The organism is Rahnella perminowiae (genome assembly GCF_019049755.1).
Lineage (GTDB): Bacteria > Pseudomonadota > Gammaproteobacteria > Enterobacterales > Enterobacteriaceae > Rahnella > Rahnella perminowiae.
Genome location: NZ_JAFMOS010000486.1, coordinates 1 through 12,152, shown reverse-complemented (window position 1 = coordinate 12,152; position 12,152 = coordinate 1). Strand labels below are relative to the sequence as shown.

The following is a 12,152-nucleotide window of genomic DNA, read 5'->3' as shown; positions in this document are numbered from 1 at the left end:
GGATTTAAAAACGCTTTCCGCGCTCAATAATCACACCGACATTGGCCGCCTGAGCAACGGCACCCGGCTTGCTGAGCTTAATCCGAACCCACGGGGAATGAAACCGGCTCAGCAGCAATGTCGCAACTTCTTCCGCTACGCGCTCAACCAGCGCGAAATTTTGTGAAGAAACATGCTCGATCACTGCGTCACTGACATCAGCATAGCTTAAACAATCATTCACATCGTCACTGGCGGCGGACTTTTGGTTATCCCAGGCCATTTCGATATCGAAGACCAGTTTCTGTTTAATGGTCTGTTCCCATTCGTAAGCGCCAATAGTAGTGATTACATTTAGTTGCTCAATAAATACGATATCCATCACGCGATTCTCTGTTTTTGGCCCAGCCGGATACCACTTCCAGCAGAAAATGCGTATTATCCATGGATGTTGCGATTAAAACGACCCCTATTAGACGGAACGGCTTTATGAGTGCTACCGCGCTTGGAATGATTATTTTCGCCTACCTTTGCGGCTCGATTTCCAGTGCGATTCTGGTCTGCCGGGTAGCCCGCTTACCTGATCCGCGTACGGCGGGCTCAGGCAATCCTGGCGCCACCAACGTTTTACGCCTTGGCGGCCGTCTGGCTGCAGCGGCTGTTCTGATTTTCGATGTCCTCAAAGGCATGCTGCCGGTCTGGCTGGCATACCGCCTGAACATTCCGCCGATGTATCTTGGCCTGACGGCGATTGCGGCGTGTCTCGGCCACATCTACCCGGTATTCTTCCGTTTTAAAGGCGGCAAAGGTGTTGCCACAGCGTTCGGTGCCATTGCCCCGATCGGCTGGGACTTAACCGGCCTGATGACCGGTACATGGCTGCTGACCGTGCTGCTGAGCGGTTATTCCTCACTGGGCGCCATTGTCAGCGCACTGATAGCCCCCTTTTACGTCTGGTGGTTCAAACCCGAGTTTACCTTTCCGGTTGCGATGCTTTCGTGTCTGATCCTGTTGCGTCATCACGACAATATCCAGCGTCTGTGGCGGGGCCAGGAAGGAAAAATCTGGGATAAGCTGAAGAAGAAACGTAAAGCCACAAAAGAAGATAAAGCCGAATAGCGGATAACGTCAGACTTCAGACATAAAAAAACGACCTCAGCAGGTCGTTTTTTATTGGTTTTTTCAGCGCAGCAAGCCTGACTGAACGGGAGCGAGACAGGGCGTCAGGAGACCTGAAAGCGCAGCATACTTAAGTATGTGAGCATTTCGGGTCGGCGCAGCAACGCAGTCGCAGCCCCGCTCAGACTGGCGAAGGCCTGACTCAGACTGGCGGAAGCTCAGCGAGAGGCCAGCGCGGGCGAACGGTCACACCGAGATCGGGCGTTGCACCGCTTTTCAACCGCACCATACCCGCATACGCGATCATCGCACCGTTATCAGTACAGAACTCAGGACGTGCATAAAACACCTGGCCGCCACGCTTCGCCATTACGTCAGCCAGTTTGGTGCGTAATGTGCGGTTCGCGCTGACACCACCGGCCATCACCAGCTGTTTAAAACCCGTCTGATCGAGTGCGCGTTTACATTTAATCGCCAGCGTATCGACCACCGCATCTTCAAAAGCGCGGGCGATATCGGCATGCGTCTGAGGGTCACTGTCGTTGCCACGAATGGTATTCGCTGCGAAAGTTTTGAGGCCGGAGAAACTGAAATCCAGCCCCGGCCGGTCTGTCATCGGGCGCGGGAAGGTAAAACGTCCTGCAACACCCTGAGAAGCCATTTTCGACAGCAACGGGCCACCCGGGTAATCAAGGCCGAGTAATTTAGCCGTTTTATCAAAGGCTTCACCGGCAGCATCATCAATGGATTCGCCGAGCAAGGTATATTCGCCGATCCCGGTAACGCTGATTAACTGCGTATGGCCACCGGAAACCAGCAGCGCCACAAACGGGAAATCCGGCGGATTATCTTCCAGCATCGGTGCCAGAAGATGGCCTTCCATGTGATGCACCGGCACCGCAGGCACATCCCAGGCAAAGGCCAGGGAACGCCCGATGGTGGCCCCGACCAGCAACGCCCCGACCAGGCCAGGGCCGGCGGTGTAAGCCACCCCGTCGATATCCTGAGCAGTCAGCCCGGCTTCTTTCAGCGCGGCCTGAATCAAGGGTACTGTTTTACGTACATGGTCACGCGATGCCAGTTCAGGCACCACGCCGCCGTAATCTGCATGCAGTTTTACCTGACTATACAGTTGGTTGGCTAACAAACCGGCTTCGCTGTCATAAACTGCAATTCCGGTTTCATCGCAGGACGTTTCAATACCCAGTACTCGCATCACTCTTTCCATCATGTTTTCGCGCTAACTCGCGGCGCGCAGTTTAGCACACAAGCTTCTGCCGGTGCTGCACCGGAGTGGGAATTCCTCGCTTCACAGGCCAATTAATGTCGAGCAATTTCGACTGATTGGTATATAATCGCCGCCCGACGCAAAAGCGAGCGCACAATGTTGCAGAAGGGTTGCAGAAAGCGCCTGTTTCAATTTGCCGTTATGCTTTACAAGACGACGCGAATTGGAGTAAAATTCCGCACCATTTTGAAATGTGCTGGTACAACATCAGCAAACAAACCGATTTTATCGAGGTGAGAGGCACATGCCTGTAATTAAAGTACGTGAAAACGAGCCGTTCGACGTAGCTCTGCGTCGCTTCAAGCGTTCCTGCGAAAAAGCAGGTGTTCTGGCAGAAGTTCGTCGTCGTGAGTTCTATGAAAAACCGACTACCGAACGTAAACGCGCTAAAGCATCTGCAGTAAAACGCCACGCCAAGAAACTGGCTCGCGAAAACGCACGCCGCACTCGTCTGTATTAATCTTCGGGGGCAACCCCAAATCGCGTGATTTGCAATATTAAGAACGCGCAGACTGCGTAGTAGCATACGAAGGCCGTGCTTTCCGAAAGGAATGCGCGGCTTGTTCTCGTTTATAGGCTAGTGAGTAAGGGGCTTATGGCTGGGAGAATTCCGCGCGTATTTATCAATGACTTGCTGGCTCGCATCGATATCGTCGATCTGATCGACGCCCGGGTAAAGCTCAAGAAACAAGGTAAAAACTATCACGCGTGCTGCCCTTTCCACCATGAGAAAACACCCTCATTTACCGTAAATGGCGATAAGCAGTTTTATCACTGTTTCGGCTGTGGTGCCCACGGCAACGCCGTCGATTTCCTGATGAACTATGACAGGCTTGAGTTTGTCGAAAGCATTGAGGAACTGGCGACAATGCAGGGTTTGGAAGTGCCGTACGAAGCAGGCACCGGTCCGAGCCAGATGGAGCGTCATCAGCGTCAAAGCCTCTACCAGTTGATGGCACCGCTTAGCGAGTTCTATCAGCAGTCACTTAAACAGCCTGCAGGAGCTCCCGCACGGGAATACCTGGCCCGGCGCGGTTTAAGTGAAGACGTCATCAGTCATTTCGCCATCGGTTTCGCCCCACCGGGTTGGGACAACGCATTAAAGCGTTTCGGTAAAAATGCCGATGATAAAGCGTCTCTGATTGATGCCGGTATGTTGGTCACTAATGACAATGGCCGCAGTTATGATCGTTTCCGCGAACGGGTGATGTTCCCTATCCGCGATAAACGTGGCCGCGTGATTGCCTTTGGTGGCAGGGTTCTCGGTGACGGTACGCCGAAATATCTGAACTCACCGGAAACCGAAATTTTCCATAAAGGCCGTCAGTTGTATGGCCTGTATGAAGCGCAGTTAAAGCATCCTACGCCGCCGCGTTTACTGGTGGTTGAAGGGTATATGGATGTCGTCGCGCTGGCGCAGTTCGGCATTGATTACGCCGTTGCCTCATTGGGCACATCCACAACCGCTGATCATATTCAGCTGATGTTCCGCAGCACAGATAATGTGGTTTGCTGTTACGACGGTGACCGCGCGGGACGTGAAGCCGCATGGCGCGCTCTGGAAACGGCATTACCGTATCTCAATGATGGTCGCCAGCTGCGTTTTATGTTTTTACCCGACGGCGAAGATCCGGACACGCTGGTGCGTAAAGAAGGTAAAGAAGCGTTCGAACAACGAATGGAACAGGCTATGCCGCTTTCCACTTTCCTGTTTGATTCGCTGTTGCCGCAGGTAGATTTGAGCAGCCCTGACGGGCGCACCAAATTGAGCATGCTGGCATTGCCGCTGATACGCCAGGTTCCCGGTGAAACGTTACGGATGTATTTGCGCCAACAGTTAGGGAATAAGCTCGGTATTTTGGATGACAGCCAGCTGGAAAAGCTGATGCCTAAACAGGCAGAAAGTAGCAATGTCTATCAGGCGCCCCAGCTAAAACGCACAACCATGCGTATACTTATAGGGTTACTGGTACAAAATCCACAACTGGCTACACTTATACCCTCACTGCAAGGTTTGGAGCAAGCGAAGCAACCAGGACTGGATCTGTTCAGCGAGTTAGTGACCACTTGCTTAGCCCAACCGGGGCTGACAACCGGCCAGTTACTGGAACTTTATCGCGACAATAAGTTCTACCAACAGCTTGAAACTCTGGCGACATGGAACCACATGATCGTAGAGGACATGGTCGAAGAGGAATTTCGTGCCACGCTAGCCAGCCTGTATGACTCGATTTTGGAGCAGCGGCTTGAAACATTGATTGCAAAAGCCAGGACGCACGGCCTGAGTCCCGAGGAACGGACCGAAGTCAGTTCCCTGAATCAGGTATTAGCGAGAAAAAGTTAAGCTTTTATAACAAAAACATATAATTACCCCAAGTAATTCGCGTTACTGAAAGGCAGCAAACGAAGAGTCCCGATGAGTTTATACCGCGGGCGATAAGAGCAGCCAACGCATCTGCAACGCGAAGTACGACGGGTAAAACCGAAAAAACGGCTTAAGTGCCGATAAAAAGCGGGGCACGGCCCTGCGCAGAGCCGCCCTGGTGGGCCGCGGCACAATAAACGCCCCTAACGTTATTGTTGGCGATGTTATCCGACCGACACCAACCCAAATACTCTGAAGTGTGGATACCGTCTTATGGAGCAAAACCCGCAGTCACAGCTTAAGCTACTTGTCACCCGTGGTAAGGAGCAAGGCTATCTGACCTATGCTGAGGTCAATGACCATCTGCCGGAAGATATCGTCGATTCCGACCAGATCGAAGACATCATCCAGATGATTAACGACATGGGCATCCAGGTACTTGAAGAAGCACCGGACGCCGATGATTTAATGCTGGCCGAAAACCGTCCTGATACCGACGAAGACGCTGCAGAAGCGGCGGCGCAGGTACTTTCCAGCGTTGAATCAGAAATTGGCCGTACCACCGACCCTGTGCGTATGTACATGCGCGAAATGGGTACCGTTGAATTGCTGACCCGTGAAGGCGAAATCGACATCGCCAAACGTATCGAAGACGGTATCAATCAGGTTCAGTGCTCCGTTGCCGAATATCCTGAAGCTATCACTTATTTGTTAGAGCAATATGACCGTGTGGAAGCAGGCGAAGTTCGTCTGTCTGATCTGATTACCGGTTTTGTTGACCCGAACGCTGAAGAAGAAATCGCGCCAACGGCAACTCATGTGGGTTCTGAACTGACCACTGAAGAGCAGGATGACGACGACGAAGACGAAGATGAAGACGACGACGCTGAAGACGACAACAGCATCGATCCGGAACTGGCTCGCCAGAAGTTCACCGAACTGCGTGAACAGCATGAAGCAACGCGTCTGGTCATCAAGAAAAACGGCCGTAGCCACAAGAGCGCAGCAGAAGAAATCCTGAAGCTGTCCGATGTGTTCAAACAGTTCCGTTTAGTGCCAAAACAGTTCGACTTCCTGGTCAACAGCATGCGTTCCATGATGGATCGCGTCCGCATGCAGGAACGTCTGATCATGAAAGTGTGCGTTGAGCAGTGCAAAATGCCGAAGAAAAACTTCGTCAATTTGTTCGCCGGTAACGAAACCAGTGATACCTGGTTTGATGCAGCTCTGGCAATGGGTAAACCCTGGTCTGAAAAGCTGAAAGAAGTCACCGAAGACGTGCAGCGCGGTCTGATGAAACTGCGTCAGATCGAAGAAGAGACTGGCCTGACTATCGAACAGGTTAAAGATATCAACCGTCGCATGTCGATCGGCGAAGCGAAAGCCCGTCGCGCGAAAAAAGAGATGGTTGAAGCAAACTTACGTCTGGTTATTTCTATCGCGAAGAAATACACCAACCGTGGTTTGCAATTCCTTGACCTGATCCAGGAAGGTAACATCGGCCTGATGAAAGCCGTTGATAAGTTTGAATATCGCCGTGGTTATAAGTTCTCAACTTATGCGACCTGGTGGATCCGTCAGGCTATCACCCGCTCCATCGCCGACCAGGCGCGTACCATCCGTATCCCGGTACATATGATTGAGACCATCAACAAGCTCAACCGTATTTCCCGTCAGATGCTGCAAGAGATGGGCCGTGAACCAACGCCGGAAGAGCTGGCTGAACGTATGCTGATGCCGGAAGATAAGATCCGCAAAGTGCTGAAAATTGCGAAAGAGCCAATCTCCATGGAAACGCCAATCGGCGACGATGAAGATTCGCATCTGGGCGATTTCATCGAGGATACTACCCTCGAGCTGCCACTGGATTCTGCAACGTCTGAAAGCCTGCGTTCTGCAACACATGACGTTCTGGCTGGCCTGACCGCACGTGAAGCGAAAGTTCTGCGTATGCGTTTCGGTATCGATATGAACACTGACCACACGCTGGAAGAAGTGGGCAAACAGTTCGACGTTACCCGTGAACGTATCCGTCAGATCGAAGCGAAAGCGTTGCGTAAACTGCGCCACCCAAGCCGCTCCGAAGTGCTGCGCAGCTTCCTGGACGATTAATCGTTCTCAGGCTGTCAGCCAATAAAAAGCCCCGCCTTTCCCTGGAAACGGCGGGGCTTTTTCATTTGCATCTTACTGAAGTCATCATTACTTCCATTTTCTGCTAACTGAGTTCCGGATCCACTTTAATCCATTTTGAGTCGTCAGGTAAGGGAATCATCCCCTGACTCACACCGGTAATACCCAATACTTTTGATGTCTGATGATCTGCATGAAAATCCAGATAAAACGTTTCGGCGAAGCTAAGCAGATCCTCCGTATTATCTGCAGATTCGCAGGCATCAATATAGACATTCCCTTTATAATTTTGTGTGAGTAGTTTTGCCGGAATATCTTCTTTGATCGCCACCTGCATTGCCGCCCGGCGAATAGCGATAAACACACCCCAGTTGGATGGCGTATCCAGATATCCAGAAGAATCAATTTTTTTATAAATTCTGTTATATTTATTTTGCGGGATATTAACCCCGTAGATCTGATGAAACTTCTCTGTCTCTTTGGGCATGTATATTTTTCTCCCTCCGTGGAGATGAATAAAATGAAATAATCCGGAAAATCCCCGTGTTCAGCAAACTCCGACGCTATCCAGGGCATCGCCGACATAATGCTGACACGGTTCTTTTCACAAACGTTGATTAATCTTGCTTCTCTTTCCGAATGCCGGAGCGGTAGTCCTGAAAATAATTCGAACCATTCCTCCAGATTCTCCAGTCTTTCTTCTGTTTCAACATTAGCCATATCTCCTGCTCCTGAAGAATCACATTGCCCGACTGCTTTGCTGCTCACCCCGAATGAGACGATGGAATAAGTTTGAGTTCAGTTGAGCGTATTCACACGGGGGAAGCATTCCTCTTACATTAAATATCCAAATATATTCATGAGGAGCCGGGAGAGAATAAAGCTGCTTTAACAGTGAAATGGTTCGTAAAAACAGCCAAAAACAAGATTATTTTTAAAAAATACCGACATATTGATATTTTATATCAGAAGGGATAAGAGGGAGAGGCCATAGCGTTATGCTGTGGTTTGTATTGATAAGAATAGTTCACGGTATGCCGATACCAGCTCATCCAGCGTCGCCCGGTTCAGGCCGCTTGGGTTAGGCAACACCCAGACTTCTGTGTCACCGATTTTCAGCGTCTGACGCCCCCAGTTAACTTTGCTGATACCAAATGCTTTGCTGAATGCCTGTTTACCTAAAACAGCCAGCGCACGCGGCTGATAGTGCTCAATTTTCGCCGTCAGCGCTGCGCCCCCTTCCCGCAATTCATCGCGAACCAGCTCCGTTGCTTCAACGGTCGGACGTTCCACCAGCATCGTGATCCCGCACCTGGTATCCAGCAAATGCTGTTCTTCTTCAGGCTTCAGTAAACGCCTGGTAAAACCAGCCTGATAGATAACTTTCCAGAAACGGTTATTGGAATTAGCGAAATGGAAACCATGATGAGCAGTGGACAGGCCGGGATTGATGCCGCAAAACACAACAGAAAGATCCGTGGCAATAATATCTGTAATCATTATTATCTCTTAAGATGTATTTACCTGAGTTATAGGTAAAAAAAGCTGTGAACACAACAGACTAAAACTGTGCACAAAACGCGCATACAGACCGAACACATATAGACCTGTAAGCAGAGTTTACCGTATAATCCTGCACCTCGGCCCTTTAGCTCAGTTGGTTAGAGCACGCGACTCATAATCGCTTGGTCGCTGGTTCAAGTCCAGCAAGGGCCACCAAATTTTAGCTTTAAAATCAAACGATTAAGCCACCTATCAGAAGATGGCTTTTTCTTTTCTCAATATCATTGCCTCAAAATTGCCTCACCAGAAAAAATCTGCCTCGTGGTTTTGACCCTGAATTGTTGATATCCACCTCCAACCTGCGCACCTCAATTTGTTCTCCATAAAAAAACCGCATTCGCGAGCTTCTGTTGAAATGTGTTTTCAGTGCATCTGGAAGGACTGCTGCTGATGTTTATCTGGATGCAGTTGAACGGCGTGAACTGTTCCCGGCTCCACAATGATGTCAGCGAGCGACTCATGGATTTTGAACGTGCAGCTGCAATTAATATTCTGACATTGATGATAACGCTCTTTAGTGTTCGCGCTCAGGTAACGGCTTGAACGGGCGTGGGTGGCGTTTGGCATCTCGGGCAGCGCATCATTTCAATCACCATGTAATCATTTTTAATCATATGAAATCATTGTATATTATCCCGCAAAACATACATCTGACATTCCAGTGATTTACACATTCAATTTATTAGACTCAAAGAGTAAAAATATAAGGGGATTCCTACCCAAGCGACAATGTCAGTCCTCCGCCTTTAAATTTCCGTTGTACAGACAAGCTAAAGAAACTGTAAGTTCAGTCCAGCAAAAATTTGCCACCTGGGCTGACCAGGCCCATGATCAGCTACTGAGCCCTGTGGTTCGATAAAAAAGTTGTAGACGGTTTTTTCCTGCTTGATGACCTGCCCAATCCCCAGCCCCATAGGCACGCTATAACTGTCGTTCTGGAAGTTATAAGCCCATATAGGTGCCGCACGAAGATAAGTACCGCCCCCTAACTGATAGAAGAGAAATGGCTGAAATGTTCCGAGATGAATATCGCTGCGATCATCTTTTCCGGCAAAACTATGCTGCCAGGAAGCCAGGTACCCGTATTGAAACTTCGGCGAACTGGCGTCAAACAGCACGTTAACCAGACCCGCAGACCACTTTTCCGTACCCAGTGAATCATCGCTCGCAGTGGGCGCTGTAATTTGTGGGCCAAAGCCAAAGCTGACAGCAGGGTTACCCGTGTCGATCAACCATGAAGCGAAAAGGTTAAGGTCACCGGTGCCGGTTTTGTGGCCGCCATCAGGAGGGGATGGGTAAGTATTGATGGGCAAAGAACCACGCAGCAGCCAATTACTTTCTCCAAGAGAAAACGGCTGTGCATAACGAAACCAGAACTGGTTAGCATCTTTATCCGTGCCGCTGACGTCACCAATATAATAGTTCTGCATGTTGAATGCAGTCATATTGGCTAAGGGGTTATTCGCCTGCGCAGCATCCGCCCCATGCTCTTCGGCAGCAAGGGCATAACCCGAAGCGAGGCTTAAAAGTGAGGGTATTAATATCCTACGCATAAGACCACCTGAAATTAGCTCCCCTGTGGTGAAGACACCACAGGGGAGCTTGGTTTATGGTGTGACGATATTGAACCAGAATTCAAACTTATCCATATAGCCCAGCATTTCATCCAGTTTTGCACCGTTGCCGGTCACTTTCACGTCGCCTTTATCTTCAGCTTGTTTCAGTGTTTCTTCTTTCAGGATGATTTTATTGAGGGTATCGCGGTTCAGGACAATAGTTGCATCAGCATCTTTTGCCTCTGCGTCAGCAGTATGATTCAGGACACCGTTTTCCAGCTCCAGTTTGTACTTGCCGCCGTCACTGCCCAAATCAACGTTAAACACGGCTTTTGCATTCGCTGCTTTCTCGCCATTAATGTGAACACCGAGGTAATCAAAGAACATTTCCGGTGACATGGCTTTTACCGTATCCGGGCTTGCTGTATTCGGCGTTGGCAGTTTCTGTACGCCATTACGCAATTCCTGCGCGCCGGTAAGATAGAAGTTACGCCATGGCCCTGACTCAGCCTGATAGCCCAATTGTTCCAGTGCGTCAGCTTCGAGATTACGGGCAGCCTCGTTCTTCGGATCAGCAAAGACCACTTTACTCACGACCTGAGCAACCCAGCGGTAATTCCCCTGATCGTAATCCTCTTTGGCCTTTTTCAGGATGTTATCCGCACCGCCCATGTAATCGACAAATTTCTTCGCCGCTTCTTCTGGTGGCAGTTCATCCAGTGTTGCAGGGTTGCCGTCAAACCAGCCGAGATAAAGCACGTAGGTAGCTTTAACGTCATGACTCACAGAACCGTAATAGCCACGGCTCGCCCATGTTTTAGCCAGACCGTCAGGAAGTTTAAAGTTCGCCGCAATTTCATCACGCGTCAGGCCGGTGTTCGCCAGGCGTAGTGTCTGATCGTTGATGTAACGGTACATGTCTCGCTGACTTTTCATCAGATTAACGACGTTATCTTTACCCCACGTCGGCCAGTGGTGCTGAGCCATGATGATTTCTGCTTTATCACCCCAGCGATTAATGGCGTCGTTGATATATTTTGACCATGCCAGCGGATCGCGGATTTTGGCACCACGAAGCGAGTAGGTGTTATGCAGGGTATGCGTGATATCTTCTGCTGCTTCGATGAGTTTTTTCTCCTCGATATACCACAGCATTTCCGAAGGGGCTTCAGAACCAGGAGCCATCATGAAATCGTAGGTCAGGCCATCAATCGTTTCTTTCTGACCCGTTTTAGTAACGTAGTTGGTTGGTGCGATTAGTGTAACTGTTCCCGCCGATGTGGTGGTTCCCAGCCCCGCACCTACCTGCCCTTTTGCATCTGGTTTCAGCAGGTTACCGTACATATAACTCGCACGGCGACTCATGACATTACCGGCCATGATATTCTCGGATACGGCTTCATCCATAAATCCGGCAGGGGCATAAATTTTTACTTTACCGGATTTCACATCCGCTTCGTCAACCACACCACGCACGCCGCCATAGTGGTCAACGTGGCTGTGGGTATAGATCACTGCGACAACAGGTTTTTGCCCGCGATTCTTATAATACAAATCCATGCCCACTTTGGCGGTTTCTGCCGACACTAACGGGTCAACCACCGTAATACCTTCTTTACCCTCGATAATGGTCATGTTGGACAAATCGAGATTACGTATCTGATAAACGCCATCCGTGACTTCAAACAGACCGCTGATATTGATTAACTGTGACTGCCGCCAGAGGCTTGGATTGACACTATCAGGCGCCTTATCCCCTTCTTTGATGAATGCATATTTCTGCGGATCCCAGACGACATTCCCCTGTGCGCCTTTGATCACATCCGTCGACAAAGCAGCAATAAACCCTTTATGTGCGTTGGTAAAATCGGTGTTATCGGAGAAAGGAAGCTGATTATAAAGTGCGTCATTAGTTTGTTTGGTGGCCGCCGTCGCATCTTTTGGGGCTTCTTGTGCAAAGAGTGGTGTGAGTGTGGTTGATGAAAGTAAGCCTGCCAGAGCAAGGCTTTTGACTATCAATTTAAGTTTCATTCCTTATCCTCAAAAAGTAATCATCCCCATATGGGGCTTGTTCAATAATCCGCACTCGATATACCTCACGCGGGATATAACGATTGCGGACTAAATTTTCATGACTCGTTTTAAGAATAAT

10 protein-coding genes, 1 tRNA gene and 1 pseudogene are annotated in these 12,152 nt (G+C 49.7%); 5 read left to right on the top strand and 7 right to left on the bottom strand.

Annotated features, from left to right (window positions below):
- Nucleotides 1–4 precede the first annotated feature (4 nt).
- The gene (folB, locus tag J1785_RS09515) at nucleotides 5–361 is read right to left on the bottom strand and encodes a bifunctional dihydroneopterin aldolase/7,8-dihydroneopterin epimerase (protein WP_129954485.1); all 357 of its coding nucleotides are present in this window, start codon (nucleotides 359–361) and stop codon (nucleotides 5–7) included.
- 107 nt (nucleotides 362–468) lie between these two features.
- Between folB and plsY the strand changes: the two genes are divergently transcribed.
- On the top strand, nucleotides 469–1,098 hold the full coding sequence (gene plsY / locus J1785_RS09510; RefSeq protein ID WP_129954483.1) for a glycerol-3-phosphate 1-O-acyltransferase PlsY: 630 nt from the start codon (nucleotides 469–471) through the stop codon (nucleotides 1,096–1,098).
- A gap of 202 nt (nucleotides 1,099–1,300) precedes the next feature.
- Here the strand turns inward: plsY and tsaD are convergent, their stop codons facing one another.
- Nucleotides 1,301–2,314: a tRNA (adenosine(37)-N6)-threonylcarbamoyltransferase complex transferase subunit TsaD gene (tsaD, locus tag J1785_RS09505; protein WP_129954481.1), complete on the bottom strand. Its 1,014-nt coding sequence runs from the start codon at nucleotides 2,312–2,314 to the stop codon at nucleotides 1,301–1,303.
- Between the two features lie 316 nt (nucleotides 2,315–2,630).
- On the opposite strand from tsaD, the gene rpsU reads away from it, so the two are divergent.
- The 3 genes from rpsU (at nucleotide 2,631) to rpoD (ending at nucleotide 6,863) form a co-directional block, all read left to right on the top strand.
- Nucleotides 2,631–2,846 (top strand): 30S ribosomal protein S21, encoded by a 216-nt coding sequence (gene rpsU, locus J1785_RS09500; protein ID WP_001144069.1) that lies wholly within the window; start codon nucleotides 2,631–2,633, stop codon nucleotides 2,844–2,846.
- A 135-nt stretch (nucleotides 2,847–2,981) separates the two neighbouring features.
- On the top strand, nucleotides 2,982–4,730 hold the full coding sequence (gene dnaG, locus J1785_RS09495) for a DNA primase (protein WP_129954479.1): 1,749 nt from the start codon (nucleotides 2,982–2,984) through the stop codon (nucleotides 4,728–4,730).
- Nucleotides 4,731–5,024: 294 nt separating this feature from the next.
- Nucleotides 5,025–6,863: an RNA polymerase sigma factor RpoD gene (rpoD, locus tag J1785_RS09490; RefSeq protein WP_129954477.1), complete on the top strand. Its 1,839-nt coding sequence runs from the start codon at nucleotides 5,025–5,027 to the stop codon at nucleotides 6,861–6,863.
- Between the two features lie 103 nt (nucleotides 6,864–6,966).
- On the opposite strand, the gene J1785_RS09485 is transcribed toward rpoD, so the two are convergent.
- Both J1785_RS09485 and mug read right to left on the bottom strand, forming a co-directional pair.
- On the bottom strand, nucleotides 6,967–7,368 hold the full coding sequence (locus tag J1785_RS09485) for a hypothetical protein (RefSeq protein WP_217219293.1): 402 nt from the start codon (nucleotides 7,366–7,368) through the stop codon (nucleotides 6,967–6,969).
- A 509-nt stretch (nucleotides 7,369–7,877) separates the two neighbouring features.
- On the bottom strand, nucleotides 7,878–8,381 hold the full coding sequence (gene mug, locus J1785_RS09480; protein ID WP_129954475.1) for a G/U mismatch-specific DNA glycosylase: 504 nt from the start codon (nucleotides 8,379–8,381) through the stop codon (nucleotides 7,878–7,880).
- A gap of 142 nt (nucleotides 8,382–8,523) precedes the next feature.
- Here mug and J1785_RS09475 point away from each other — a divergent pair.
- Nucleotides 8,524–8,600: transfer RNA gene (locus J1785_RS09475), tRNA-Ile, on the top strand.
- A 207-nt stretch (nucleotides 8,601–8,807) separates the two neighbouring features.
- Here the strand turns inward: J1785_RS09475 and J1785_RS09470 are convergent.
- The 3 genes and pseudogenes from J1785_RS09470 to J1785_RS09460 all read right to left on the bottom strand — a co-directional run bounded on the left by J1785_RS09470 (nucleotide 8,808) and on the right by J1785_RS09460 (nucleotide 12,031).
- Nucleotides 8,808–9,028: pseudogene (locus J1785_RS09470) on the bottom strand (ogr/Delta-like zinc finger family protein).
- A gap of 186 nt (nucleotides 9,029–9,214) precedes the next feature.
- Nucleotides 9,215–9,997 (bottom strand): hypothetical protein, encoded by a 783-nt coding sequence (locus J1785_RS09465; protein WP_217219292.1) that lies wholly within the window; start codon nucleotides 9,995–9,997, stop codon nucleotides 9,215–9,217.
- 54 nt (nucleotides 9,998–10,051) lie between these two features.
- Nucleotides 10,052–12,031, bottom strand: a complete 1,980-nt coding sequence (locus tag J1785_RS09460) for an alkyl/aryl-sulfatase (protein WP_217219291.1) — start codon at nucleotides 12,029–12,031, stop codon at nucleotides 10,052–10,054.
- Nucleotides 12,032–12,152 lie beyond the last annotated feature (121 nt).

Bases quoted from the DNA above. Each gene is read 5' to 3' on its own strand.
- J1785_RS09465 (WP_217219292.1), bottom strand. From the start codon at position 9,997: ATGCGTAGGATATTAATACCCTCACTTTTAAGCCTCGCTTCGGGTTAT.
- folB (WP_129954485.1), bottom strand. From the start codon at position 361: ATGGATATCGTATTTATTGAGCAACTAAATGTAATCACTACTATTGGC.
- J1785_RS09460 (WP_217219291.1), bottom strand. From the start codon at position 12,031: ATGAAACTTAAATTGATAGTCAAAAGCCTTGCTCTGGCAGGCTTACTT.
- tsaD (WP_129954481.1), bottom strand. From the start codon at position 2,314: ATGCGAGTACTGGGTATTGAAACGTCCTGCGATGAAACCGGAATTGCA.
- dnaG (WP_129954479.1), top strand. From the start codon at position 2,982: ATGGCTGGGAGAATTCCGCGCGTATTTATCAATGACTTGCTGGCTCGC.
- rpoD (WP_129954477.1), top strand. From the start codon at position 5,025: ATGGAGCAAAACCCGCAGTCACAGCTTAAGCTACTTGTCACCCGTGGT.
- rpsU (WP_001144069.1), top strand. From the start codon at position 2,631: ATGCCTGTAATTAAAGTACGTGAAAACGAGCCGTTCGACGTAGCTCTG.
- J1785_RS09485 (WP_217219293.1), bottom strand. From the start codon at position 7,368: ATGCCCAAAGAGACAGAGAAGTTTCATCAGATCTACGGGGTTAATATC.
- plsY (WP_129954483.1), top strand. From the start codon at position 469: ATGAGTGCTACCGCGCTTGGAATGATTATTTTCGCCTACCTTTGCGGC.
- mug (WP_129954475.1), bottom strand. From the start codon at position 8,381: ATGATTACAGATATTATTGCCACGGATCTTTCTGTTGTGTTTTGCGGC.